Source organism: Streptomyces rubellomurinus (assembly GCF_000961885.1).
GTDB classification, from domain to species: Bacteria; Actinomycetota; Actinomycetes; order Streptomycetales; family Streptomycetaceae; genus Kitasatospora; species Kitasatospora rubellomurina.
Genome location: NZ_JZKH01000038.1, coordinates 1 through 23,501, shown reverse-complemented (window position 1 = coordinate 23,501; position 23,501 = coordinate 1). Strand labels below are relative to the sequence as shown.

The window sequence follows — 23,501 nt, the reverse complement described above, 5'->3', positions numbered from 1 at the left end:
CGCGGGGATAGTCTCGGACCATGCAACTAGGCGTCAACGTACCGAACTTCGGGCCCGGGACGGACCCCGGCGTGCTGCGCGAATGGGCGCGGACCGTGGAGGGGCTCGGCTTCGACCTCCTCATGGTCTCCGACCACGTGGTGGTGACCCCCGACGTGGCCGAGCGGTACCCGGAGCCGTTCTACGAGCCGTTCACCACGCTGTCCTGGCTGGCCGGGATCACCACCGGCCTGCGGCTGGGCACGACCGTGCTCGTCCTGCCCTACCGGGACCCGCTGCTGGTGGCGCGCATGGCCGACACCCTCGACCGGCTCAACGGCGGCGGGTTCGTCCTCGGGGTCGGTGTCGGCTGGGCCCGTCAGGAGTTCGCCGCGCTCGGCGTGCCGTTCGGCGCGCGCGGCCGGCTCACCGACGAGTACCTGGGCCGGCTGCGGGACGCCCGGCACGCCGAGTGGGAGTCCGGGTCCGGGACCCGGGCGGTGCCCGTCTGGGTCGGCGGCCACAGCGCGGCGGCCATCCGGCGCACCGTCGAGTACGGCGACGCCTGGCACCCGCTGAAGCTCCCGGTGGACCGGATGCGCGCGATCCTGGCCGAGCAGCCGATGCCCGGGTTCGCGCCCCGCATCGCCCTGCGGCCGACCGCGGCCCCGGTCGACGACCCCGACCGCCCGGCCGGCGTGGGCACCGTCGAGCAGATCGTCGACGACCTCCACTGGCTCTGCCGGCTCGGCGCCGAGACCGTGGTGTTCGACCCGTACAACGGGGACCCCGAGGAGACCCGCCGGCCCGAGGCGGCCTGGCGGGCACTCACCGCCGTGACCACCGAGTGGAGAGCCGCAGCATGATCACCCCCGCCGACGAGACCCTCCTGCGCGCCGCCATCGGCATCGCGGCCCGCGCCGTCACCCTGGGCGACGCCCCGTACGGCTCGTTGCTGGCCGGCCCGGACGGCGCGGTCCTCGCCGAGGCCCACAACACCGTGCGGCGCGACGACGACATCACCGCCCACCCCGAACTGAAGCTCGCCCGCTGGGCGGCCCGCGAACTCGCCCCGGACGTGGCCGCCCGCAGCACGCTCTACACCAGCTGCCAGCCCTGCGGCATGTGCGGCGGCGCCCTCGTCCGGTCCGGCATCGGCCGGGTCGTCTACGCCCTCTCCACCGAGCAGCTCGTCGAGCTCAACCCGGAATCGGGCGCCTGGCCGGTCCTCGACCAGGACGGCCCGGCCCTGTTCGCCGAGGCGCGCACGCCCATCGAGGAGTACTACCACCGGAGTTGACCGCCGGCCGGGATGGCGTCCGGGCCCGCTGTCGAGCCTGCTGCCGGGCTTCCGGCCGGGCCCGCTGCCGGATCTGCTGCCGGATCTGCTGCCGTCCCCGTCAGGCGAGGGCGACGACCAGCAGGACGAAGGCCGTGACGATGACGGCGACCCGCCCGTAGTGGAGGCGGTCCCAACGGCCGAGCTGCTCGCGCCAGTTCGCCGGGGCGTTCTCCGGAGTCCACCGCGCGGCCCGGGAGTTGATCGGGACCAGCAGGGCGACGGACATCAGCACGCTGAGGGCGAGCAGTCCGGCGGCGGTGGCGACCAGGCCGGCACCGCCGTCGCCCCAGGCCGTCGCGGACCAGGCCGCGCCGAGTGCCATCGAGCCGATGTACCAGAACGGCATCACCCGGCCGAGCAGCCGGGCCCCCGCGCTGCGTGCCGCGAGACCGCCGTTGTGCGGCAGCCCGTCGACGATCGGGTTGACGAAGACCGCCACCGCGAACTCCACGCCCACCAGCAGGCCGACGACCACGACCGTGACGACGGCCAGTGCGTTCTGCATGTCCCCTCCCGAGGATCCGCCGCGGCGACCCCTAGCGCCGCTAGCTTCTGACGCAATGCTAGATGTGTCGATGCTCGGATGTCTAGCGCCGCTAGGATCCGTGTCGGCCCTACCCGAGCGCCGGGCCGTGCCCGGTGGCGCCGCACCCGGCCGCACTCGGCCGCACTCGGCCGCGCCGGGCCGTGGCGGCCTACACCCACCGCGCGGCGCGGTACCTGATCAACATCAACAGCGGCTGGGAGCAAGGCCGTTCGGAACCGCACATCGCCTTGGCCAGACGCTTCTGGGCCGGGCTGCACCCCTTCTCGGCGGGCGGCGTGTACGTCGACTTCCTCGGCCGGGAGGGCCGCGAGCGCGTCCTGGAGGCCTACGGCCCGGCCACGTACGAGCGGCTGACCGCCCTCAAGGGCCGCTACGACCCGGACAACTTCTTCCGCGTCAACCAGAACGTCCCGCCGAGCCCCCGACCGGTCAGGTGAGCGCCGCGAAGCCGGCGCAGAGCAGGTCGACGCTGCGCGTGAACTTCTCGTCCTGGTCGAGGCGGGGGACCGACCCGCCCATGAGCAGCGGGAACCGCTCGCACAGCTCGGCGTACAGCTCGGCGGTGACGGGCGGCGGCGCGGCGGGCTGGTTCTCCTCCTGGAGGACGAAGCCGGTGACGTGGCTGAGCAGGGTGTCGGCGGCGATGCCGCAGCGGTCGGCGGGCAGCCCGGCGTCGAGCAGGGTGCGCAGCAGGCGCTCCATCAGGGACAGGGCGCCGGTGCTGAGCGTGCCGGGGCTCTCGGCGAGGAGCTGGGCGCCGCCGGGGTGCTCCTTGATGCTCAGGCGCAGGGCGGCGGCCTGGGCGTGGACGCGGTCCTGCCAGGTGGCGGCCGGCGGCAGGGAGGCCAGGGCCGCGGTGCCGGCGTCGTACGCCCGGAGGCAGACCCGGTCGGCCATCAGGGCGAGCAGTTCGTCCTTGCCGCGCACGTGGTAGTAGAGGCTGCCCGCGTGGGCGTCGAGGCGGTCGGCGACCTGGCGCATGGACAGGTTCTGGTAGCCGGACTCGGCGAAGACGGCCATGCCCGCGTCGACGATGCGGTCCTTGGTGAGCTTCATGGATCTCACCGTACCGCGTTTTCCAACACCGTTCGAAAACTGTGCTAGCTTTGCGCCATCAGGTTTTCGAACGGTGTTGGAAAACGCCGTAGCCCGGGGGAGGAGCCAGTCATGGGGGCGATCGTCTTCAACGTGACCACGGCCGCGCTGATGGTCATGATGGTCAACTGCGGTCTCGGCGTGGTCGGCCGCGACACCCTGCGCGGGCGGCCGCTCCCGTGGGCGGCCGTCGCCCTGACCGGGCTCGCGGTCGGCGGCGTGCTGCTCCAGCTCGTCTGGTCCGGCGCCATGGACGCGCTCGACGCGGACCCGGCCAAGTCCGGCTGGTGGCGCGAGTTCACCTCGGTGTTCATGCAGAACGGCGGCCTCTTCGGTGGCCTGTGGAACCTCCTCACCCTCGCCGCCGTCGCCGCCCTCGCCCAGTGGTACTGGGGCGGCCCGCTCACCCTCGGCTTCTTCCTCGCCGGCATCCTGCTGCCCGGGCGCATCGACAGCCTGCTCGGCCTCGGTGACGGCCCCAGCACCGACCCCCGCAACTTCGCGGGCAGCTCCGGAGCCACCTACTTCCTCGGCGCCACCCTCGCCCTCGCCTTCCTGACCCGCACCCGACTCCCCAAGGAACTCGCCCTGGCCGCCGGCGTCCCGGCGCTCGGCCTCGCGATGTGGCTCGCCCAGGAGAACGGCCACGGCCTGGTGTCCGTCTACGGCTTCGCCCTCGCGGCGGCGGCCTGGGCGATCCGCGCCCGCCTCCCCCGCTCGGGTGCCGCCCGGGCCGTCTGACCTGCTTGGCCCGCCCGACCGGGCGGAGTGCGACACGAGGGCCCGACCGGTACGCCGGTCGGGCCCTCGCGCGTGCTCCGGCGGGGGCGGGTCACCGGCCGCCGGGCTCCGCCACCTTGCGGGCGATCCCTTCGAGGGCGGCGAGGTCCTCGGCGGTGAGCCGGTCGACGAAGTGGTGGCGCACGGAGGCGACGTGCGCGGGGGCCGCGGCGGCGAGCGTGTCGAAGCCGTGCTCGGTGAGGACGAGGAGGCAGCCCCGGCCGTCCGCCGGGTCCGGCTCGCGCCGCAGCAGTCCGCGCTCCTCCATCCGGGTGGCGTGCCGGGACAGGCGGCTGCGCGACCAGTCCATCTTCGCGGCCTGTTCGTGGAGGGTGCTGGTGTGCCCGGGGCGCTCCGACAGCGTGCTCAGCACCTCGTAGTCGGGCTCGGAGAGTCCGATCGCGGCCAGGTCCCGCGCCGTGCCGGCCTGGACGGCGACCACCAGGCGGCGGAAGGCGCGCCACGCGCGCTCCTCGTCGGGGCTCAGCCAGCGGGGGGTCATCCGGTCCGGTGGGGTCCGGTCCGGAGGGGGCCCGACCGGTGGGGTCCGGTCCGGCGACGGTTTCGTTGACATGGAATCAATCTACCGGCTAATTTCATTTCCATGTCAACGAAAACCCTGCGCGTCCTCGTCCTCGTCTGCAGCAACCGCCCCGGCGCCCTCGGGCCCGCCGTGGGCGAGTGGCTGGTCGGAACGCTCGCGCCCCGGACCGCCGAACTCGGCGTCGAGCTCGTCCCCCTCGCCCTCGGGGACCTCGACCTGCCGTTCCTCGACGAGGAGGAACACCCGGCGGCGGGCGCGTACCGGAACGAGCACACCCGGCGGTGGAGCGCGATCGCGGACGCCGCGGACGGGTTCCTCGTGGTGACCCCCGAGTACAACCACGGGATGCCGGCGACGCTGAAGAACGCGCTGGACTACCTCCACCGGGAGTGGGCCTGGAAGCCGATCGGCTTCGTCAGCTACGGCAACACCTCGGCCGGCACCCGGGCCGTCCAGCACGCCAAGCAGGTCGTGACCACGCTGCGCCTGGTCCCGCTGGCCGCCACGGTCGCGATCCGCCTCGGCGACGCGGTGGAGGCCGGGCAGGTCCGCCCCGCCCCGGCCCTCGCCGGAACCGCCCACGGGATGCTGGACGAACTGGTCCAGGTGGCCCACGCCCTGCGCCCCCTGCGCGAACGCGAACGCCCCGGAACCCTGCCCGGTCCGCTGGCCGGCTCGTACGTACGGCCGCTCACCCCCGACGACGCGGCCGAGGTCACCGTCCTGCAGCGCTGCTGCTGGGTGGACGAGGCCCTCGCGAACGACACCCTGGCCGTCCCCGCCCTGCACGAGTCGCCGCAGCAGATCCGCGACTGGCTCGCGACCTGGCACACCACCGGCCTCTGGCGCGACGGCCGCCTCCTGGGCATGGCCCGAGCCCGCCGCACCGGCCCCGACTGGCACCTGGGCCGCCTCTGCGTCGCCCCCGACCAGCGCGGCCGGGGCCTCGGCCGCTGGCTGCTCCGCGCCGCCGAAGCCGCCGCCGACCCGGCCTGCTCCCGGGCCGTCCTGTCCACCGGCGCCCGCAGCACCCGGAACATCGCCCTCTACGAGAGCGAGGGCTACCGGGCGGCCCCGCACCTCGGTACGGACGGAACCGCGTGCCTCACCAAGCCCCTGTCCTGACTCAGCCGGCTTTCCCGCCGTTGCCGTTGCCGTCGTCACCGCCGTCGCAGTCGTCGCCGTCGTCGTCGCCGTCCCGCAGGAGTTCGACGACGATCTCGATGCCGAGCGCGTAGGCCGGCGTGCCCGAGGTGATGAGCGCGGTCTCGGCGACTCCGATGAGATCGGCGATGCCGGCGCCCGCGTGGAGCGCTCCCCGGGCGTGGATCCGGGCCGGTTCCGTCCGGCCGAGAGCCAGCAACTGCCCGAAGTGGACCAGCTGTTGCACCCGCCCGCCGAGCGGGTTGTCGGCCAGCACGATGTGGCGCAGGGCCGTGAACGCCTCCTCCGTGGGGAGCCGGCCGTAGGCCTGCGCCACCCGCAGGCGGTCCTCCACGGCGGCCGGGACGCTCCCGACCGTCGTCCGGTAGCGGTCCCGCAGGGCCTCGGAACGCTCGGCGAAGCCGCGGTCGGTCATGCCGACACCCGAGCGATCGAGGCCCGGACGGCGTCCAGCGCGCCCGCGGGGAAGTCCACGGCCCCACCGATCGCCGCGGCGGCGATCTCGGCCTCGGCGCTCTCCTCGATCGCCACCACGAGGTGACCGGCCGCCGCCGCGTCCGGGCCGAACACCAGCAGCCCGTGGTTGGCCAGCAGGACCGCGGCCGTCGTCGGGCGCCGCTCCAGGACGTCGGCGATGCCCCGGACCGACACGTCCGAACCGCGCGGCCCCCACGGCACCACCGGCACCTCCTCGGGCTGTCCGAAGCGGAGCATCGGCTCGGTGCGGCACGGCAGCGGCCGGTGGGCCACCGCGAAGGCCGTCGCGGCCGGCGAGTGGGTGTGGATGATCGCGCCCACGTGCGGGCGGGCGCGGTAGACCACGCCGTGCATGGTGATGATCTCGGCGCTGACGGAGCGCAGTTCTCCCGCCAGGACCTGCCCGTCGACACTGACGGTCGCCAACTGATCGGGCTCCAGGTCGCGGACGAACCCCGGGGTGAGCAGGAAGCGGTCGGCATCCAGCCGGACGCTCAGGTTGGCGTGCCCGGAGTGCGACATCACCCCCGCCACGAAGAGCTGCCGGGCAGCCTCGACGAGCTGCCGGGCCTCAGGTGCTTCTGTCATCTCTACGTCTCCCAAGTCCCTCTCGGCGGCGGCCGTTTCGCCGCCGCCGCACGTGTCGGCAACTCTGCGACTTGAACTAAGGTTCAAGTCAAGCGACAGGAGGGGCGGACCATGCGCATGACGATCGGCCAGCTCGCCGAGACCACCGGCGTCCCCGCGTCGGCCATCCGGTTCTGGGAGCGCCACGGCCTCCTCCCCGCTCCCGAACGCCAGAGCGGCCAGCGCCGCTACCCGCCCCAGGCCGCGGAGCGGATCGTGCTGCTGCGCAAGTTCCAGCAGGCCGGACTGACCCTGGCCGAGGTCCGGGAGTTCCAGCAGGACCAGCCGCGCCGCCAGGCGATGATCCGCGCCAAGATCGCCGAGATCGAACAGCGCATGATCGACCTCGACCACGCCCACCAACTCCTGACCCACGCCCTCCAGTGCGGCAAGACCGACATCGTCAGCTGCCCCACCTTCCGCGACCAGATGGCAACCTGGAACCAGCCCGCCTGACGCCGAAGGCGGAGAATGCGAGATTCGAATTCGCGAGGGTTTGTCCCCGCACGTTTTCCCATTCCCCTCGGTTCATTCCGGCAGAGTTCACTGGTTCTGCCCGTGCCTGTCGAGGTCGTCGCGCAGCCGCACGCGGTACAGCGACCAGCGCGCGGCCGCGCCCACGGTCGCTCCGATGGCCGTGCTCACCACGAGCCCCGGCCGGTCGGAGAGGCCGCGGGAGGCCGCGGCGGACACGACGGACGCGAGCGCCACGGCGATGAGCTGAACAGAACCGCCCCGCCGCCCCTGTCCCGGGTCGTCCACCGGGTCACCTCCCCTCTGTCCGGTCACCGATGCCGCCCGCGGCGGGGGACCGGACGGGCGCAGCTGGTCGCGCGAACGCACGCCGAGCTCGGCTTCGGGCAGATGGCGGCGCGGCGGGAGAAGGTGTCGCGCTGGGAGTCCGGCCGGATCGTCCCGGAGCCGACCGCGCAGCTGGCCATGGCGCACATCCACCAGGTGCCCGAGGGCGCGGTACGGCACCTCGGCTGGCCGTGCTGGCTGCGTCTGGCCACCGGGGACGCGGACCTGCTGACCCAGCCGTGGACCGCGGAGGGCGCGGTCGCCGTTCTCAACGGGATCTCGCCGTCGGCCGGGCCGGCCGCCTCAGGCCTCGTCGTCACCGGTCCCGTCCTCTCCGCGCAGATCCAGGACGCCCTCGCCGTCCTGGCGGACGGCCACCGGACGTCCGGCCAGGCCGCGGTCCCGCCCGTTCCGCAGACGCTCGGCTGGATCGGGACCCGGCTCGGCGCGCTGGAGGCCCTGGAAGTGGGAACACCAGTGCTCCCGGCCGCCCTCCAGACGGCCGCCCGCGCCGAGTACGAGCTGGTCGGCGGCCTGCTCGCCACGCACGGCCAGGACCGCGCACTCGGCGCCCGACTGCTCCTGCTCGCCGCCCGCGCCGCCGCGCTGCGCGCCTGGCTCTGCGGCGCCCAGGGCAACGAGAGCCAGGCCGAGCGGTACACCCTGGCCGCGATCCGCGCCGCCGGCGCGGCCGGGGCACCACGGCATGCCGCCGCATACCTCTCCCTGCTGGCGGTCAGACACCTCCGCTTCGGCGACCCCGGCGATGCGCTGTCGCTGATAGCTGCCGCCCGGAGCGTCCTCCCCAGGCCGACCCCACGATTGGCGGCCGCCTTCGCCACCCACGAATCGCGCGCCCTCGCCGACCTCGGCCAGGCCCGCGGGAGCCTGCGCGCACTCGACCGGGCCGCCACAGCCCTGCGGGGCGCCCCGCCGTGGCACGCCGCCGCGGACCCCTCCTGCGCCGCCGTCGACGAGGCGTACCTCGCCGTCTCGCGGGGGAACACCTGGCTGCGCCTCGGCCGTCCCGACCGGGCGATGTCCTCCTACGAGACCGTGCCGGGCGTCGGCCCGGCCACGCCGCACACGCTCTCCCCGCACCTCGGCGAACGGCTCCAGGGCGTCGTGGAGGCGCAACTCGCCCTCGGGGAGGCCGAAGCGGCAGCCGCCACCGTACGGCGAGCGGCCGTTCTCACCGGCCGCCTACCGGCCTGCCTCGCCGAGTGGTTCCAAGGGCGACTCGCCCCCCACTCCCATCACCCCACCGTTGCGGACCTGCTGGACAGCTTGTCCGACCCGGGCCGCTCAAGGCCCGAGCAGGATCTCGGCTGAAGACGTCGCCCTGGGCCCAGAGACCGCAATCGAGACCGGAGTGCCGAGCGCTCATGCCTTGGGTCGCCGGCTACGAGGGCATCACCCCGTGGATGCGGGAGATGGTGAACACCCGCTCGTCGTTCCGCAGGTGGCACCAGGCGTGGAGATACGGGGCGTCCAGTTCGAGCCGGCTGAGCGTGCGGACGGTCGCGTTGCCCGAGGTGGCCACGTACTCGATCGTGATGGCCTGACCGTTATTGACGGCGTGGGCCAGCTGGCGGACATCGGTGAAGGCGAGGTTGCGCGCGTGCCCGGCGATGATCTCCTCGGTGTCGCTGGCGTAGGGGCGGCCGTCGTACGGGTTGGGCTCCGGAACGTCCTGCGGGGCGCCCAGCAGGCGGGTGGCGAGGGCCGGGAGGTCGACGCCGGCCCCGACGTCTGCGGTGCGGTCGCCCGTCTGCTGTGGGCGGCGCCGGCTGCCGGGGAGGCGCGGGGGTGGGACGGGGCTTGCCGCGCGGCGGTGTTGGGCCCGCTCGATCCGGACGGACCCGTCTGGTTTCTCGGCGACCGGGGCGTAGCCCGCGTCGCGCAGTGCCGCGAGCGTCTTGTCCGGTGGAGTTCGGCTGATCAGCACTGTTGGTGCCAGCTGCCGCAGGCCGAGCCGGGAGAGCTTGCGGTGCGCGGCGAGTTCGGCCAGGAGGGCGGGCTCTTCACCGTGGATCACGCAGGCGGCGGAGGCGATGCGCACCCGGCCGTGGCCGCGAGCGGTGTCCTGGATCAGGTACGAGAGTGGTTGGGGAAGCGACTCGACGGCGACGGCGGCCAGGTCGGCCGTGAGGGCGTCGGGGGTGAGGCCGGTGTCGAGGGCCCGGCGGACGCTTCTCGGGCTGAACCGCCAGACGGACGCCGCACCGGCGGTCTCCCGGTCCGCGACGGAGTCCAGTAGCGCGAGGAGGGGTGCCGACGGCGTACCGGTCACCACGGCCGTGAGGTCGCTGCCGAAGCGGGCCGTCCCGCTGGCTGCGGGCAGCAGTCGCCGGCAGGCGTCGGTCAGGTCCTCGGCGTCGTCGGCGAGCAGGGCGGCCCCGATCGGGGACACGGCCCCGAGCGCGAGTGCGCCGAGCAGTTCCGCCTCCCGGATCAAGGTGGCGAACGGTGTGGCGTCCTGGGGGAGTTCGTCGGCGAGCGGGCGGAGCCACACGAGCAGCGCCCCCAGCTCCGCCGAGTTCACCGCCCCTTCGCCGACCGGGAGCTGCGCCGCGGCCGCGAGCAGCCCGTGCCGGGCCTGTACGCAGCCTCCGCAGGGCGGCGCCCCGGCGAGCGCTGGCAGAGCCTTGCCATCCTCGTCGCGGCTCCCGCCGGGGGTCAGCGGGAGCGCCCACCATGCCTGGAGCAGCACGGTGAGTTGGTCGGCCGGCTTCTGCTCGGCCCAGGTGTCGTACGCGGCGGTCGCCGCGACCCGGTCGCCGTCCCGGGCCAGCAGCCCGGCCGCGCTCGCCGCCTCCAGCGCCAGGCGCACCACGATCTCGTCGCACTGCGCCGCCTTGCCGATCCGGGACAGTTCGCGGGCGCCGACCCCGCCGGCCTTCAACCGAGCCGGGGGAGCGGCGGCGCACGCCCCCAGGACGGACACGGCATGGGCGGCGAACGCCATCGAGGCGGCTGTGGCTTCCCGTTCGACGTCCGGGGCGGTGACGGGCACCGACCGCACGTCGGGCGGGACGGGAGTGAACGGGGCGTGCCAGTCGGAGCCGCGCAGTGCGAGTGCCACCTCCGCGGGCATCCGGGCCGGCCCGGACCAGCGGCGGTCCCGGATCAGCAACCCCCGCTCCAGCGCCCACTGCTCGGCGGGCCTGGGGCCGGCTTGCGGAGTCCCGAACATGACGAACCCCGGTCGCTCCGGAGTCTCGTGCGCCCGTCGTTCGAGGAGTTTCCTGGTCGCTGCAGGCGCCGTGGCGACAAGCGCCGCGACCCGAGCCGGATCGCTGTGATGCTCGACCAGCGCCGCCAGCCGCGTTTCCTTCCTGTTGGCGGCCGGTTTGACGCCGAGTTTTGCCACCATGCGCGCCACCTCGTCGGAGTTCGAGCCCGCGAGCAGGTGCATGAGCGGTGCATCGAGTCCCAGGGGTGAATTCCATGCACTCCGTAGGGGCGCCGCCATGTGCAGCAGCCCGTTTTCGGTCGGCCACACCAAGGCGCGATCGGCCATCGCCGCCAGGACGGCATCCAACGCGTGGGCGCGGTCACCGTGCGTCGCGCCCAGGATGCCCGCCAGGCCGTCCCGTGACACGACCGTCAGCGCGGCGGCGGCCTCCGCCACCTGCAGACACGGCAGCGCGAGCCGGGGCAGGGCCAGTGCCACGGAGGCCGGCCGCTGGAGCCGGTCCGCCAGTTCACCGACCGACCGCGGCTCCGGAGCCGACACGGCGTCCGGGCGCGCCGCCAGGACCCGCTCCAACTCGGCCGCGTCCAGACCGCGCAGCCAGGTGGCCAGCACCGATCCGCTCTTCTTGCTGATGAGGCACCTCACCACGTAGGAGGACATCCGTGCCCTGCCGCAGTCGGCCGGGAGCACAGGCCGGGAGCACAAGGATGACGTACCAACGGGGCGGGTACGACGAAGGCCCGGACCGTACGAGACGGTCCGGGCCTTCGTGAAGGCGGAGGATACGAGATTCGAACTCGTGAGGGGTTGCCCCCAACACGCTTTCCAATTCTCCGCAACGGTGTCCGTCGGCGTTCACACCGGTTCTGACCTGCGGCGAAATATGTGGTTGAGCGGCGGCTGAACCCGGCCGGACGGGGGTGAATGAGACCAGAACTGAGACCAGGATCGGCGGCCTCCGCAGCGCATCGGGGTCGTGCCCACGGGTGGTAGAGCCGATTTCTCGGCGGCGTCGCCCCGCAGGGAGGGGCGTAACCGGGGGGCGGAATGCGTCGCCGTCGGGCGTAATGGAAGGACCGGCCCGGTGAACCGCACCGGGGTGCCGGGGTTGATCGCGCCCGTGCCGACTTGTACGGGACAGGAAGGATCGTCGGTGGGCAGGGACGGCGAGCGGCGCCTGGACCGGTCGGAGGGGTTCGGCGAACACCTGCTGGGCGCACTGCTCGACCAGGCCCACGAGCTTCCGCCCCATCTGATTGCTCCATTGGTCGCCGACGCGGTGCGTGGGATCGGTGGCCGTGACCCGGTGCTCCTGCTGCAGGACTACGGGCAATTGGTGCTGGTGCCGCTGTCCGGACGGGGGCTGGCCGCCCGGGAGCCGGTGCCGATCGACGGCTCGTCCGCAGGCGCGGCTTTTCTGAGTGGTGTCTCCGTCGAGGTGCCGCAGGGCGACGGGGTGCGGGTGTACCTGCCGTTGCTGGACGGCGGGGACGAGGTGGGAGTGCTGGCACTCACGCTGGACGACGTCGATGGCGACGACCGGCGGCTCCTACGGCGCTTCGCCTCCCTGGTCGCGGATCTGCTGGTCACCAAGAGCGGCTACACCGACCGGATCTTCCAGGCCCGGCGCCTCCAGCCGATGAGCGTGGCCGCGGAGATCCAGTGGTCACTGCTGCCTCCGTTGGCGATGACCGCCCCGCGGGTCGCCGTGGCCGGCATCCTCGAACCCGCCTACCAGGTGGCCGGCGACAGCTTCGACTACGCGCTGAACGACGATCTTCTGCACGTGGCCACGATCGACGCCATGGGCCACGGGCTGGACGCCGCTGCCATGGCGACCGTGGCCATCGGCGCGTACCGGCACGCCAGGCGAGCCGACATCGGACTGGCCGAGATCTACGCGTTCATGGACCGGGCCATCGCGGAGCAGTTCGGGCCGGACCACTTCGTCACCGCGCAGATGATGCGCCTGAACACCGTCAGCGGCCACCTGCAGTGGGTCAACGCCGGCCATCCGCAGCCCCTTTTGATCCGCGACCACGCCGTCGTCGAGCGGCTGGAGAGCGAGACGACCTTGCCGGTCGGCTTCGGCGGCGAGGAGCCCGTGATCAGCGAGCGGGCACTGCGGCATGGCGACCGGGTCCTGTGCTTCACCGACGGCCTGGTCGAGGAGCGCGAGCCCGGCGGGGAACAGTTCGGGGAGGACCAGCTCATCGACTGGGTCAACCGCGTCGAGCGTTCGCAGGAGGGGGTGCGGGCCGTGGTGCGGGCGCTCTCCCACGTGCTGAAGGAGAAGCGGGGCGGGCACACGAGCGACGACGCCACCCTGTTCCTGATCGAGTGGCGCTGAGAGCGGCACGCCGCCCCTGCTCTCACGACCGGTCGGGCCGGCCAGGTGCGGGCGGAGTACCGTGGGATATCGGAGCGGCCCGAGCTGTCGCTCCCCGCGAGGCCCGGCCCGCACCCGGCGTGCCAGGTCTCTCAGGGCTGACAGGTGGCGAGCTATGTCGGACGAAGCCAGCGATTCCCGCTACGGGTTTCTGCCGGAGCGGTTCCGGCAGGCCGCGAAGCCGGGGACGGTAGCGTTGCGCCTGGAGACCACCCGGTCACGCGAAGGCGTGCTCGACGGTGCATGGTGGCCGCGTTCACGCGACATCGGCGCCGAACTCCCTGACCTGATCCACGCGTTGACCGGTCATCTCGGCCCCATCGTGAGCGTCGGCCTCGACGCGGGCGCCTGGGACGACGTCCCGGCCAGTCTGATGGTCGACGGCCGGTCGGTGCACATCGACCGCTACCCGGTCGGCGACGACACCGTGATCGTCACACGGGGCGACCGTGACCACTTCAGCCTGCTCGTCGTCCCCCCACATGCGAGCCAGGAGGCGGCCCTGGCCTCCATGGCACGCGCGGTCAGGGCCGGTGGCAGTGACTCGGCACGGCAGATCCTCATCGACACCGGCGTCAGCTCCGGCCCCCCGGCCGAAACGCCCTGAGGGGCAGACCCGTGAGCCGGTCACGCCGGGCAGGCAGGAAAGGTGGGACGTGAAGATGTCCGTCTACGTGAAACTCTCGGCGGAGGCCCGGTCGCCGGCGGAGCCGTCGAAGGGGCCGCTGGACCTGCAGTACGAGGACGGTGCGGACGGCGTCACCTTCGAGTACGACCTGCACCCCAGCGGGGCGCTTCGTGTCCTGCGGGTCTTCGAGGACACCCCGCACCGGATCGAGGCATGCTTCAGCCCCGGAGCGTGGCTCCAGGTCGCTGGCACCTACCTGCGAAGCGGCTCCGAGTACTGACGGCGACCCGCCGGGAGCGAAAGAACGAAGGATCGGGCGGCGGCGTCACCGGTGGTCGGCGTCACCGGTGGCCGGTCGGGGGCCAGTGCCGGAGCGCCCGGGCGGGGACGACGGCCCGCCCCACCGGGCGGAGCCCCAGGCCGAGACCAAGGGGTCGCGTACCGGCCAGACGATCCCCCGCCGGTCGGGCATCTTCGCGGACGGCTCGTCGGCGAGCAGTTCGCTCGCGGTCCTGGTGTTCGCGGGATCGGCGGCCTCGGCCATCAGCCAGGCTGCGGCGACGGCTCCCGTCCGCGGCGGGACGACCAGCAGGGTCAGCCGACGGGCAAGGTGCGAGCGGACCGAGATCGTGTGCTGGTCCTGCACGGCGGTGAACCAGCTCGCGTGGACGGTGTGGCTCGCATGGACGGTGTGGCCCGCGACCGGGATCCGTCGGGGGACGGTCAACCACTGGGCGGGGTTCACGGTGATTCCGGCGACTCGACCCCATCGCTCGTCCAGTTCGGCGGCCAGGGCGGGGAGTTCGGAAGGAAGGTCGTGCGATCGGGGCCACCAGGCCCCGTCCAGCCGTCCGGCTCGCGGGCCGTCCGGTGCCAGGGAGAACCGCAGGGCGGGTTCGGGGGTGGCAAGCGTCGCGCCGTCGATCACAGTCATGATCAAGGACCCGTCTCCGAGCCTGGCCGGTGCCAAGTCCGGGATTGCCGTTCGCCGGAGACGACGCCAGTGTCCGGTGCCGGCATGCGGGGTGCCTTCGGTGATGTCCAGGCTACTCCCGGTCCGGCCCGGACCCGGCACGGTACTCAGCGGTTCACGGACCGGCCCCCGCGCCGGAACCGGACGGCGGAGAGTATCAGCGCGACGATCAGCACGGCGATGCCGATGAACAGCAGGTACTTCAGGCCCTCGGCGACGACACCGACCAGTCCGAGCACGATCGCCACGATGACGAGGAACAGTACCAGGGCCATCGTCGGCCTCCTTCATGGTCAGGAGGGCTCCTAGCGGCGGGCCAGGCGGCGCTCTCCGCCCGTGCCCGGTGCGTAGTCCAGCCCGTAGTGGGCGAAGACGGCTGCCTCGTCCTCGGCGGGGAGTTCGCCGTCGGTGTCGATGGCCGGGGCGTGTTTCACCTGGCTCCTGGGCCGGGGGACCTTCAGGTAACCGGGACCTACCCGTCGCGTCGGACAGCGGGACGAACACCAGGCGGCGGCGGGTGGGCAGGCCGACCATGACCGTCGCGAAGAACGACTGATCGGTCACGGTGTCCACATAGACGGACTCCAGCGTGCCGATCTTGTGTCCGTCGGCGTCGACCACGTCATGGCCGCGCCACTCCCGGATGGCGCCTGCCTCGAACATCGGCCATCTCCTCAGCTCCTGGTTCCATTGTGGTGCCGCGGCTGCCGGTCGACATCCCCGGTCGCCCTCCGCCCGCCCGCCTCGTACGGTCGTGTCAGGGCAGGAGGGTTGTCACAGGAGGGCACGATGCAGCGCTACCGGTGGATTCTGGAGACCCAGGACGACGACGGCCGCTGGTCCCGGCAGGACGACACGACGATGTCGAATCCGCTGGAGTACGACGGTCCGCCGCAGCGGGCGGCCAACCATCTCCGGGACGTGTTCGTTCGCACCCTCTCCCGACCCGCGCCGGGCCCTCGGGCAGTCAGGGTCCGGCTCTGGGAAGGGACCGGTGCCGACGGTGAACCCCAGGCCGAGACCGAGTGGTCACGCGAGTGAGCCAGCCCGGCTCCGGCCCGGGCAGCTCCCGCCGGCCGCCTACGCGGATGCCGGCCAGGAGGCGGCCCGGCTCCGGGCGAGATCGGCTCGCCGGTCGGCCTCGCCAAGCCCGGTGGAGGGTGTGACGGCCGACGGCAGGAAATCGGAACCGACTTCCGGCCCGGTCGCACCGGTGCTCGGCTCGGCGGCGAGCAGTTCGCTCGCGGTCCTGGTGTTCGCGGGATCGGCGGCCTCGGCCATCAGCCGGGCGGCCTCGACGGCATCCGTCTGGGGCGGGACCACCAGCAGGCTCAGCCGACGGGGGGCATAGGAACAGACCATGATCATGTGCTGGTCCTGTTCGATGGTGAACCAGCCCGCGTGGACGGTGTGACCCGTGACCGGGATCCGCCGGGGGATGACAGGCCACCGCGCGGGGTTCACGGTGATCCGGGTGATCCGGCCCCACCGCTCGTCGATCTCGGCGGCCAGGGCGGGGAGTTCGAGAAGAAGATCACGCGAGCGGGGCCACCAGGCACCGTCCAGACGGCCGGGCCGCACGCCACTGGGCGCGAGGGTGAGCCGAGCCGTGGAATCCGTGGCGGCGGGCGTCGTCGCACGATCGAGGGTCGTGGTCATGATCAGAGACCTGTCCCCGGGCCCGGCCGAGAAGCCGGGTCCGGCATTGCCGTTCGCCGGAGACGACGCCAGTATCCGGTGCCGGCATGCGAAGTGCCTTCGGTGATGTCCAGGCTACTCCGGTCCGGTCCGGTCCGGTCCGGACGCGGCGTCGGCTGCCGCCTTCTCGAAGCGGCAGCCGAGACCGTGCCCGGGCCGTTCAGCCGAGCAGGAGTTCTGCCGCCGGGGTGTGGTTGCCGGTCGCCGAGGCGCCGGCCATCGCCGAGGCGGCCGTTGCCGACTTGGTGCCGGGCGGTACCACCAGCAGCAGGAAGTGGTCCTGGAACCCCCGGGTGACGCTGATCGTCGCGTCGCTGCCGGTGAACCAGTTGATTCTGACCGTCAGGCCGTTCGCCGCCACGGACCGGGGCACGAGGTCCCAGGCCGAGGTGTCGAGGCCGACCCGGACGATGCGCCCGAAGTGGGCACCGAGCGCGGTGATCAGGTCCGGCAGTTCGGCGAGGACGTGGTTCGAGCGGGGCCACCAGGCGCCGTCGAAGACGCCCTCCCGTGACATCGTCGGTTCCAGAACCAGGCGAGGCAGCAGCGGGGCGCCGGGTGCCGTCCACGGCCCAGGAGAGGAAGAGGTTGGGAAAGGAATCGGCATCATGCGAAGCCGCCCGTCCGGTCCGCGAGGGACCCGTCATGACCCAGGGCGACGTCGACGCTGATGCCGATGTGCGATATGTCCTCGGTTGTCTTCCAAGCTACTCCGCAGCGGGCTGCTCCGGTCCGCTCGCCACCGGAGTAGGGTCGTAGGCATCCAGGGCATCACGTATTCCGGTAACCGTTCCGGCCTCGTTCTGGGTGAAGGAAAGCTCGGCAGCCCCAGAGGGCGGCCGGAGACGGGAACGGTGAGCACCGTGACCACCCACTCCCCGCAGGCGGTACGGCCCGGCCGCGGCCTCACGGTCGCCGACGCCATGGACACCTGCGACTACCAGATAGCCGACGACAGCACCGTCGACCAGGCCGACGACGTCCTCCGCGGCGCCCACCTCGATTACCTGCTGGTCCGCGACCACGACGGCCGGTGCGAGGGGCTGGTCACCCGCACCGGACTCCATCCGTTCCTGAACCGCTCCTGGTACACCGGACGGACCGCGATCAGTGCCACCACCCACCAGCGCGGCCCGTTCGCCTGGCCGACCATGGGCCTGGCCCTGGCCGCGATCGCCATGCGGGTCAAGCGCTTGGCGGTCTGGCCCGTCGTCGACGAGGACGGCTACATCCTCGGTGTCCTCATGGCCGACCGTGTCACCAGCCTCGTCGCGGGCAAGGCTGCCTGAGGCTGAGTGCCCGCGTTCGAGAGTCCTGAGCTGTTTGCGCCGGTCAGGAATCGAGCACGGTGCCAGGTCGGGCCATGCCCGGAGCGAAGCTGCGGCGAGGTCAGGGCAGTGGGGTGGCGTGCATGCACGTGTGCCGTTCCGGACCGGTCGGGCTCGGCGAGCGGTCGGGCCGTCTCCCCGATGATCTCTACGCGGAAGGTGCCGGCCTTGTCCGCGTAGACCAGGGCCCCGTCCGCGGTCACCTCGTCCGTGGCATGAACGACGACGACCTCGAGCGGACTGTGCCTGCCGGGTACACCCGGAAGGGTCACCGCGTAGCGAGACGGAGTGTCCGTCCGGAGCTCCTCACCCGATCCGTGCCGGGTGGATCCGCTGGGGTCGGGCACTGGACTCACCGCCTCAACGGGAGGGGTGGTGGCAGAGCGGCCGGGACGCGCACAAGGTGCGGCGGGGTACGGGAGACGGGTTGGCGCGGGGTCACGGATGCTCATCATGATGATCACCGGTGGCGGTCGCAGGCTGGTGGCCGGCGTCGGGGGCGAGATCGGCGAACAGGGCCAGCAGCCCGGCGATCTCGTGGTGGCCCTCGGCGGGATGACGGAAGTACGTGCCGCGGACCACCTGGTAGCGGTTGCGGCGTCCGTGCCGGGAGTGGGTCAGGTAGCCGGCCTTCTCCAGGTCCGTGACGATCGCCCGCGCGGCCCGTTCGGTCATGCCGCACATCGCGGCCAGGTCCCGCAAGCGGACGTCCGCATCCCGCGAGATCATCAACAGCACACGCGCGTGCTGCGTCAGGAACGTCCAGCTCGTTCGCGGCTCTCGCTCATCCGACATACCATAAGTATGAACCTGGATTCCGCTTTTGCCATGCCTGACTTGAGGATCCGCTGTTGGGCCACACCGTGGAACGCGGGGTCGAGTTTTCGCCCGCGGATCCGTGTCACGGCGCGGGGTTTCAAGGCGATGGCGGTGGTTGTTCGGAGGGGACGAGGAGTTCGGCCCATACGGCCTTGCCGCCGGCGTTCGGGAGGGTGCCCCAGCAGAGGGCGAGGCGGTCGACGATGAACAGGCCATGGCCGCCGACCCGTGCCGGCCGGTGCGTGCCCGGATCGGGCAGCACGGTGCCGGAGCGGGGGTCGATGACGGTGATGCGCAGGCACGGGCCGTTCTGGTCCAGATCCAGTGCGAGAGGGCCCGTCGTGTACCTGGCGGCGTTGGTGAGCAGTTCCGACACGATGAGCTGGACGTCGTCGCCGAGAACGGATGGGGCGAGATGCCAACCGGACAGGGTTCGGCGCGTGAATGCCCTACCTTCGCTGACGGGGGACGTTCCACCTCCGGCGGTGAAATCGAGCTGGCAGTGACGGCGAACCGCTGCTGGGCCGAGGTGACTCTCCACGGTGGTTCGCCTGCTTCCCGTTGCAGCTCCTCGAACCATGCGGCTACCCGTTCAGGTGGGGATCATGTGCGTGGCAGTGGTCGGGTCTCCGGGGCTGCGGTGCCGCCGGGGCGGTCCGGGGCAGTTGCTCACCCGGTGCCGACGAACTGAGACCAAAACTGAGACCACGACACGAAGAAGGCCCCGACCGGGAACCCGGTCGGGGCCTTCAACTGCCCTACTGGGCAGAGGCGGAGGATACGAGATTCGAACTCGTGAGGGGTTGCCCCCAACACGCTTTCCAACTGTTCGTCCGGCTGTCCGGGGACGGTCGTAGGCGTCCTGACCTGCGGCGGAATGACTCGCCGGTCGGGCGCTGAACGCCCCCGGACGGGGGTGAATGCAACCAGAACTGCAACCACAACTGGTTGCCTCAGACATCTCCCGCGCGGTGGGACTCGTCTCGGCCGCCATCAGCTCTGAGTGCGAACCTCCCGCCACCGCGCGGCGGTGGTCTCGCTCACCGTGTAGTAGAACTCGGACTTGAGGTCGGTCCCCTCGCTGGGAGCCTCCACCCAGGTCATCGGCCAGTTCCGTCGACCGTAGTGCTTGTGTACGACGCGGGTGAAGGCGGACAGGACGCCCCGTAGGCGCTTTCGGTCCACGTTGAGCAGTTCCACGAGCGAGGTGTAGCTCACTCGCTCGCCGGGCTGCTTGGCCAGGATGTCGAGTACTCCGGTGACCACCTGCACGGAGTCCAGTGCGTCCTGCGTCAGCTTGCGCAGGTCTTGCACGCCCCACTCGACGAAGGGCCATTCGCCGTCGTCCAGCGGAGTGGCGGTGGTCTCTGCCGATGGACCCGTCGTGATGCCGGCGAGTTCCGCGAGAAACGCGTACACCTGCGTGACGTGCTGGATCGGAACCGGTACCGAGACGAACTGCTGTTCCTGAGACATGCCATCCCTCCCAATGCATCCGCCGTCTGGCGGATGCCTGGATACTTGCATGCCTCGTATCCAGGTGTCTAGATGCTTCCCTGGACTACTAGTCCACCCTTATTGCCATGTCTTGCGTTAGCTGTTCCGGTGTCTGGCATTGCTGGCCGGCGACGGGAGCGGGATCTCGGTCGAGGGCGCATCGCTCCCCGTTGCGGCGCGACGGATCGAGGTGGAGCCGGCTGAGGGCGCATACGGCTTCACCGCAGTCCAGCCCTTCGCGTGTTGGGCTGGACCGGTCACACCGGCGCGAGGATGTCCTTGGTGTCTTCGACGACGACCTCCAGGTGGCGGCGCAGAAGACGCACCTGCTTGGTCCGGGCCAGCCTCGAGTGGGGGATCACCGTGCCGGCCAACATCCGGAGGGTCCGAGTCGCGTCGCCCTGGAGCCTCAGAATCTCGTAGTAGTCGGCGACTTCCGGGATGTACTCGGTGCGGTACACGTTGTCTCTGGGGTCGTACGTGAACACGGCCGATGAGTCCTTCAGCCCTGCAAGGCTCTCTCGCAGGTAAGCCATCCCGTACCTGACTTGGCAGCGCGTGAGACCTGTTTCGTCGAGCAGCTCGTCAAACGTCAAGCCCCGGGTTCCTGCCTCGTCCAAGGCGTCCTTGACCATCTGTGCCGATACCTCGGCGTGCTGGTACACGGTCATCGCTATTCATCCCTTGGGAACTGGACGAGCATCCTCCGCGCAGCCTTCCGGCTCCTCCAGCCGATCGTCTTGATGCTTTCCCTGTCTGTGCTTCCCCGAGCGCGCGGAGGGCAGACGGCCTGCTCCTTCCTGTGGATGTTGTTTCATTCGCTACTCCGCCAGCAGCCGTTCCAGTGCGGAGTCGATATCGGTGCTCCCCGTGTCCAGGGCATGCTCTGTCCACGAGACTGCGGCAGTCACGCGCTGAAGTCCCTCGCGGATCGAGTCCTTGGCGTCCTCGGAGAGCTGGGCCACGTGGAGGGTTGGCAACGCTCGGCCGATGCCGTGAGTGAAGTCGGAGCAGAGATGCAGGACGGAGTACACCTCTGCTTGTTCGTTGATGCGCCGGATCTCAGGGCGCTTCTTCGTCTGCTCGTGCGCCTCGACGATTCGCTCGGTCTGTGCCCGGTTAAACGACTCGCGAACAGCCGGCCGCTCGACGACGCGGCGCGCCACTTCTTTCCGGCTCATGGCGCGCTCAACAGCCTTGGCCGCTACCTGCTCGTCGTTGAGGAGGTCCTCGACCATCTGGAGGCGCTCGTCCTCAGTCTCAGGAACGTCGGTCTTCCAGCCCATTACCCGCTGGGCCGCAGCGCAGGTCCACTCTCGGCGGCCAGTCTTGCGGTGTACCGGAGGGTCGAGGATCAACTCGAACCGGTCGTGCCGGTAGGACAGGATGGAATGGACCGTCCAGCAGACGTCTTCCTGCCGTTTGTCCTTCGGCCAGGCGCCTGCGACGAGCCGGTAGCCCTCGAACGTCTCCCGCGTGAGCCCGACCTCGTCGGCGTAGTCGGCCAGCATGCTGTACGCCTTCATGGGCAAGCGCTTGCCCTTCGGCGGTAGCGGCACCAGCTCAAGGCCGATGTCACCCAGCCGGAACTGGACCGTGCTCTCGCTGTCGACCAGCTCTTGCCCGAGGTGAACTAGGTTCTTCCACTCTTTCGGGCTGTACTCGGTCACTAGGCTCGTAGCCATCCGACCTCCCCGGTCAGTGACCCCCTTTGTCCTACCTTATTCCAATATGGAGGAGTGCACGGGCGGCGCAACCGGGGCTTGGCCCGGCCACGACAGGCGGTGAGCGATGGAACGTGTGACAAGCCCAGTGTCCAGGGCCGTCACCGTGAGACGCCAGAGTGCTCAGGGTGAGGTCGGCAGGCGCTCACCGCTCGTAGGAGCACGTTTGGCCGGTCTGCCGGTACTGCTCGACAGGGATGGGCTCGACGCCGGCAGCCATGCGTGCGGTGTAGAGCAGGCCGTCGAGGTGGTCGATCTCGTGGGCGATGAGGCGGGCCAAGCCGAACTCGTAGGTGACCGTGGTGATGGTGCCGTCGAGGTTGGCCGCGGTGACGATCATGCGGAGGGGCGAGGGACCATGCCGCGGACGTCGAAGAAGCTGAGGCATCCCTCGTACTTCTCGTCGGTCTCGTCGGAGACGGCCGTGATCGTCGGGTTGAGCAGGATGATCGGCTCGGCGTCGGCGGTCAGGGGAAGGACGAGGGCGGCGGCGCGGGGGATACCGATCTGCGGGGCGGCGAGGCCCATGCCCTTGGCGAAGGAGTGGACGCGGCCGATGCGATCGACGGCGGCGAACAGCTCGTCGATCACGGTCTGGGCGGCGGCGTGTTCGGCCGGGAGGTCGAAGGGTTCGGCGGGCTGGTTGAGGATGGGGATGCCCTGTTGGACGACGCCGAGGGACTGCATCTGCTGGCTGGGCCGCACCTCGATCACTTGATCTCCGTGGTCTGCTGCGGGTCGTTGGCGGTGGCGGTCCAGGCGCCGACCAACGTCGGTTCGGGCCGGAGTTTGATCCCGGTCGCGATCTCGACCTGGGCCGAGAGCTCGGTGAGGGCCTGGGCGAAGTCCGTCGCGGTTGCTCCGTCGTGGGCGGTGAGGGTGAGGGTGCGGCGTTCCGAGCAGCGGATGCCGTCTGCGATCTTGTAGCCGGGGCGGTAGCCGGTGTGCTCCAGCAGCCAGCCGGCGCTGGCCCGCAGCTGCCCGTCGCTGTCGGTGTGGACTGGGCAGCCGGCAGCCGACCAACGGGCGGCCTGGGCGGCGGTGACGGGTGGGTTGAGGAAGACCGATCCGGCCTGGCGGGCGTCGGGGCCGTGGGGGTCGAGGAGGAGTCCGCGGCGGTGACGGTTGGCGAGGACGGCGGTGGCCACCTCGGCGACGGGCGGTCGGGCGCCGACACAGACGCCGAGTTCGTCGGCGAGCGGCTGGTAGGTGATCGGGGCAGCCGGTGAGCGGGTGAGGTGGAACGTCGCGGTGAGGATGGTCCAGCGGCCGGGGTCGTTCTTGAAGCGGCTGTCGCGGTGGCGGAGGCGGCATGCCTGGGCGGGCAGGGTCCGCAGGCGGCCCATGTCCCAGTCCCAGGCGGTGAGGTGGTCGAGGGTGCCGGAGACCTGCTGGCCATAGGCTCCGGCGTTCTGGACCGGGGCAGCTCCGACAGTGCCGGGTATGCCTGCCAGGCACTCGATTCCGGCGAGGTGTTCGGCTGCGGCCCACTGGACGAGGTCGGCGAGCGGGTGGCCGGCCTGGACGGTCGCGGCCACCGTGTCGTCGTCCACCCGCTTCACGGTGATGCCCCGGGTGTTCATCACGGCGACGGTGCCCTCGTGGCCGGTGTCGGCGGCGATGACATTGCTGCCGTGGCCGAGCGTGAGGGGCGCGTCCTCCTGTCGGTCGCCGATTGTACGGACCAGTTCGAACCAGTCGTCGGGGTCGGCGACCTGCAGGAGGCCGCCGGCCGGGCCGCCGAGCCGCAGGGTGGTGAGGGACGCGAGCGTGGTGCTGGGCACGGGTGGCCCTCCTAGGGTTCGTCGGTGATCGCCTTCAGGGCGAGGGTCCGCAGCGGGGCGAGGCGGGTGCGGTTGTCCTGGTGGTGGTAGACGGCGTTGGTGCAGA

Annotated in this window: 30 protein-coding genes and 2 pseudogenes; 12 read left to right on the top strand and 20 right to left on the bottom strand. The window is 71.5% G+C overall.

Annotated elements, in window-relative coordinates; translation table 11 throughout:
- Positions 1-20: 20 nt before the first annotated feature.
- Together VM95_RS19360 and VM95_RS19355 are read left to right on the top strand one after the other, a co-directional pair.
- Entirely contained in the window at positions 21-845 is an 825-nt protein-coding gene (locus tag VM95_RS19360; RefSeq protein ID WP_045698503.1) for an LLM class flavin-dependent oxidoreductase, read from the top strand.
- Positions 842-1,279, top strand: a complete 438-nt coding sequence (locus tag VM95_RS19355) for a nucleoside deaminase (protein WP_045698502.1) — start codon at positions 842-844, stop codon at positions 1,277-1,279. The genes VM95_RS19360 and VM95_RS19355 overlap by 4 nt, the downstream gene beginning before the upstream one ends.
- Positions 1,280-1,379: 100 nt before the next feature.
- Here VM95_RS19355 and VM95_RS19350 read toward each other — a convergent pair whose 3' ends face one another.
- Positions 1,380-1,826: an anthrone oxygenase family protein gene (locus tag VM95_RS19350; RefSeq protein WP_045698501.1), complete on the bottom strand. Its 447-nt coding sequence runs from the start codon at positions 1,824-1,826 to the stop codon at positions 1,380-1,382.
- A 182-nt stretch (positions 1,827-2,008) separates the two neighbouring features.
- Between VM95_RS19350 and VM95_RS19345 the strand changes: the two genes are divergently transcribed.
- A complete protein-coding gene (locus VM95_RS19345) occupies positions 2,009-2,305 on the top strand; it encodes a BBE domain-containing protein (protein WP_208615485.1) in 297 nt (98 codons plus the stop codon).
- On the opposite strand, the gene VM95_RS19340 is transcribed toward VM95_RS19345, so the two are convergent.
- Positions 2,298-2,924: a TetR/AcrR family transcriptional regulator gene (locus VM95_RS19340; RefSeq protein ID WP_045698496.1), complete on the bottom strand. Its 627-nt coding sequence runs from the start codon at positions 2,922-2,924 to the stop codon at positions 2,298-2,300. The genes VM95_RS19345 and VM95_RS19340 overlap by 8 nt on opposite strands.
- A gap of 111 nt (positions 2,925-3,035) precedes the next feature.
- Here VM95_RS19340 and VM95_RS19335 point away from each other — a divergent pair, with 111 nt between their 5' ends.
- Positions 3,036-3,704: a hypothetical protein gene (locus tag VM95_RS19335; RefSeq protein WP_052707446.1), complete on the top strand. Its 669-nt coding sequence runs from the start codon at positions 3,036-3,038 to the stop codon at positions 3,702-3,704.
- A 91-nt stretch (positions 3,705-3,795) separates the two neighbouring features.
- Here the strand turns inward: VM95_RS19335 and VM95_RS19330 are convergent, their stop codons facing one another.
- A complete protein-coding gene (locus tag VM95_RS19330) occupies positions 3,796-4,245 on the bottom strand; it encodes a MarR family winged helix-turn-helix transcriptional regulator (RefSeq protein ID WP_045698494.1) in 450 nt (149 codons plus the stop codon).
- A 102-nt stretch (positions 4,246-4,347) separates the two neighbouring features.
- Between VM95_RS19330 and VM95_RS19325 the strand changes: the two genes are divergently transcribed.
- Complete coding sequence (locus VM95_RS19325) at positions 4,348-5,412, top strand: GNAT family N-acetyltransferase (protein WP_045698492.1); 1,065 nt, start codon at positions 4,348-4,350, stop codon at positions 5,410-5,412.
- 1 nt (position 5,413) lies between these two features.
- Here the strand turns inward: VM95_RS19325 and VM95_RS19320 are convergent, their stop codons facing one another.
- Together VM95_RS19320 and VM95_RS19315 are read right to left on the bottom strand one after the other, a co-directional pair.
- Positions 5,414-5,866, bottom strand: a complete 453-nt coding sequence (locus tag VM95_RS19320; RefSeq protein WP_078860168.1) for a carboxymuconolactone decarboxylase family protein — start codon at positions 5,864-5,866, stop codon at positions 5,414-5,416.
- Positions 5,863-6,516, bottom strand: a complete 654-nt coding sequence (locus VM95_RS19315; protein WP_045698490.1) for a class II aldolase/adducin family protein — start codon at positions 6,514-6,516, stop codon at positions 5,863-5,865. Before VM95_RS19315 ends, VM95_RS19320 begins: the two co-directional genes overlap by 4 nt.
- A gap of 111 nt (positions 6,517-6,627) precedes the next feature.
- Here VM95_RS19315 and VM95_RS19310 point away from each other — a divergent pair, with 111 nt between their 5' ends.
- On the top strand, positions 6,628-7,011 hold the full coding sequence (locus VM95_RS19310) for a MerR family transcriptional regulator (protein WP_045698488.1): 384 nt from the start codon (positions 6,628-6,630) through the stop codon (positions 7,009-7,011).
- Positions 7,012-7,098: 87 nt separating this feature from the next.
- On the opposite strand, the gene VM95_RS19305 is transcribed toward VM95_RS19310, so the two are convergent.
- Positions 7,099-7,317, bottom strand: coding sequence for a hypothetical protein (locus tag VM95_RS19305; RefSeq protein ID WP_045698485.1), 219 nt, complete (start codon positions 7,315-7,317; stop codon positions 7,099-7,101).
- Here VM95_RS19305 and VM95_RS19300 point away from each other — a divergent pair.
- Positions 7,276-8,688: an NsdA family TPR-like regulatory protein gene (locus VM95_RS19300; RefSeq protein WP_482259616.1), complete on the top strand. Its 1,413-nt coding sequence runs from the start codon at positions 7,276-7,278 to the stop codon at positions 8,686-8,688. The genes VM95_RS19305 and VM95_RS19300 overlap by 42 nt on opposite strands.
- A gap of 70 nt (positions 8,689-8,758) precedes the next feature.
- Here VM95_RS19300 and VM95_RS19295 read toward each other — a convergent pair whose 3' ends face one another.
- Complete coding sequence (locus VM95_RS19295) at positions 8,759-11,215, bottom strand: helicase C-terminal domain-containing protein (RefSeq protein ID WP_045698480.1); 2,457 nt, start codon at positions 11,213-11,215, stop codon at positions 8,759-8,761.
- Positions 11,216-11,708: 493 nt separating this feature from the next.
- Between VM95_RS19295 and VM95_RS19290 the strand changes: the two genes are divergently transcribed.
- The 3 genes from VM95_RS19290 to VM95_RS19280 all read left to right on the top strand — a co-directional run bounded on the left by VM95_RS19290 (position 11,709) and on the right by VM95_RS19280 (position 13,852).
- Entirely contained in the window at positions 11,709-12,905 is a 1,197-nt protein-coding gene (locus VM95_RS19290; RefSeq protein ID WP_045698477.1) for a PP2C family protein-serine/threonine phosphatase, read from the top strand.
- A 154-nt stretch (positions 12,906-13,059) separates the two neighbouring features.
- Positions 13,060-13,551 carry a DUF5994 family protein gene (locus VM95_RS19285; protein WP_045698475.1) on the top strand — a complete coding sequence of 164 codons (492 nt, stop codon included), beginning with the start codon at positions 13,060-13,062 and terminating at the stop codon, positions 13,549-13,551.
- A gap of 55 nt (positions 13,552-13,606) precedes the next feature.
- Positions 13,607-13,852 (top strand): hypothetical protein, encoded by a 246-nt coding sequence (locus tag VM95_RS19280; protein WP_157882149.1) that lies wholly within the window; start codon positions 13,607-13,609, stop codon positions 13,850-13,852.
- Between the two features lie 45 nt (positions 13,853-13,897).
- Here VM95_RS19280 and VM95_RS19275 read toward each other — a convergent pair whose 3' ends face one another.
- The 3 genes and pseudogenes from VM95_RS19275 to VM95_RS19270 form a co-directional block, all read right to left on the bottom strand.
- Positions 13,898-14,506 carry a DUF5994 family protein gene (locus tag VM95_RS19275; RefSeq protein ID WP_045698471.1) on the bottom strand — a complete coding sequence of 203 codons (609 nt, stop codon included), beginning with the start codon at positions 14,504-14,506 and terminating at the stop codon, positions 13,898-13,900.
- Between the two features lie 146 nt (positions 14,507-14,652).
- Positions 14,653-14,820: a hypothetical protein gene (locus VM95_RS43310; protein WP_167352938.1), complete on the bottom strand. Its 168-nt coding sequence runs from the start codon at positions 14,818-14,820 to the stop codon at positions 14,653-14,655.
- A 30-nt stretch (positions 14,821-14,850) separates the two neighbouring features.
- A pseudogene (locus VM95_RS19270) lies at positions 14,851-15,208 on the bottom strand (PRC-barrel domain-containing protein).
- A gap of 126 nt (positions 15,209-15,334) precedes the next feature.
- Here VM95_RS19270 and VM95_RS19265 point away from each other — a divergent pair.
- Positions 15,335-15,586 (top strand): hypothetical protein, encoded by a 252-nt coding sequence (locus tag VM95_RS19265; RefSeq protein WP_045698469.1) that lies wholly within the window; start codon positions 15,335-15,337, stop codon positions 15,584-15,586.
- A gap of 39 nt (positions 15,587-15,625) precedes the next feature.
- Here the strand turns inward: VM95_RS19265 and VM95_RS19260 are convergent, their stop codons facing one another.
- Both VM95_RS19260 and VM95_RS19255 read right to left on the bottom strand, forming a co-directional pair.
- The gene (locus VM95_RS19260; protein WP_045698467.1) at positions 15,626-16,204 is read right to left on the bottom strand and encodes a DUF5994 family protein; all 579 of its coding nucleotides are present in this window, start codon (positions 16,202-16,204) and stop codon (positions 15,626-15,628) included.
- A gap of 199 nt (positions 16,205-16,403) precedes the next feature.
- The gene (locus VM95_RS19255; RefSeq protein ID WP_279616836.1) at positions 16,404-16,850 is read right to left on the bottom strand and encodes a DUF5994 family protein; all 447 of its coding nucleotides are present in this window, start codon (positions 16,848-16,850) and stop codon (positions 16,404-16,406) included.
- Positions 16,851-17,097: 247 nt separating this feature from the next.
- Here VM95_RS19255 and VM95_RS19250 point away from each other — a divergent pair, with 247 nt between their 5' ends.
- Positions 17,098-17,532 (top strand): CBS domain-containing protein, encoded by a 435-nt coding sequence (locus tag VM95_RS19250; RefSeq protein WP_045698463.1) that lies wholly within the window; start codon positions 17,098-17,100, stop codon positions 17,530-17,532.
- On the opposite strand, the gene VM95_RS45645 is transcribed toward VM95_RS19250, so the two are convergent.
- The 8 genes and pseudogenes from VM95_RS45645 to VM95_RS19215 all read right to left on the bottom strand — a co-directional run bounded on the left by VM95_RS45645 (position 17,469) and on the right by VM95_RS19215 (position 23,395).
- Entirely contained in the window at positions 17,469-18,023 is a 555-nt protein-coding gene (locus VM95_RS45645) for a DUF6296 family protein (RefSeq protein WP_425265330.1), read from the bottom strand. The genes VM95_RS19250 and VM95_RS45645 overlap by 64 nt on opposite strands.
- The gene (locus VM95_RS19245; RefSeq protein WP_045698461.1) at positions 18,010-18,366 is read right to left on the bottom strand and encodes a MarR family transcriptional regulator; all 357 of its coding nucleotides are present in this window, start codon (positions 18,364-18,366) and stop codon (positions 18,010-18,012) included. The genes VM95_RS45645 and VM95_RS19245 overlap by 14 nt, the downstream gene beginning before the upstream one ends.
- A 121-nt stretch (positions 18,367-18,487) precedes the next feature.
- The gene (locus tag VM95_RS42650; RefSeq protein WP_157882148.1) at positions 18,488-18,931 is read right to left on the bottom strand and encodes an ATP-binding protein; all 444 of its coding nucleotides are present in this window, start codon (positions 18,929-18,931) and stop codon (positions 18,488-18,490) included.
- A gap of 452 nt (positions 18,932-19,383) precedes the next feature.
- The gene (locus VM95_RS19235) at positions 19,384-19,866 is read right to left on the bottom strand and encodes a hypothetical protein (protein ID WP_045698459.1); all 483 of its coding nucleotides are present in this window, start codon (positions 19,864-19,866) and stop codon (positions 19,384-19,386) included.
- 278 nt (positions 19,867-20,144) lie between these two features.
- A complete protein-coding gene (locus VM95_RS19230) occupies positions 20,145-20,558 on the bottom strand; it encodes a hypothetical protein (protein WP_045698457.1) in 414 nt (137 codons plus the stop codon).
- 150 nt (positions 20,559-20,708) lie between these two features.
- Positions 20,709-21,572: a DUF6192 family protein gene (locus tag VM95_RS19225; RefSeq protein WP_045698456.1), complete on the bottom strand. Its 864-nt coding sequence runs from the start codon at positions 21,570-21,572 to the stop codon at positions 20,709-20,711.
- A gap of 184 nt (positions 21,573-21,756) precedes the next feature.
- Positions 21,757-22,298: pseudogene (locus tag VM95_RS19220) on the bottom strand (peptide deformylase).
- Positions 22,299-22,321: 23 nt separating this feature from the next.
- On the bottom strand, positions 22,322-23,395 hold the full coding sequence (locus tag VM95_RS19215; protein ID WP_045698454.1) for a UDP-N-acetylmuramate dehydrogenase: 1,074 nt from the start codon (positions 23,393-23,395) through the stop codon (positions 22,322-22,324).
- Positions 23,396-23,501 lie beyond the last annotated feature (106 nt).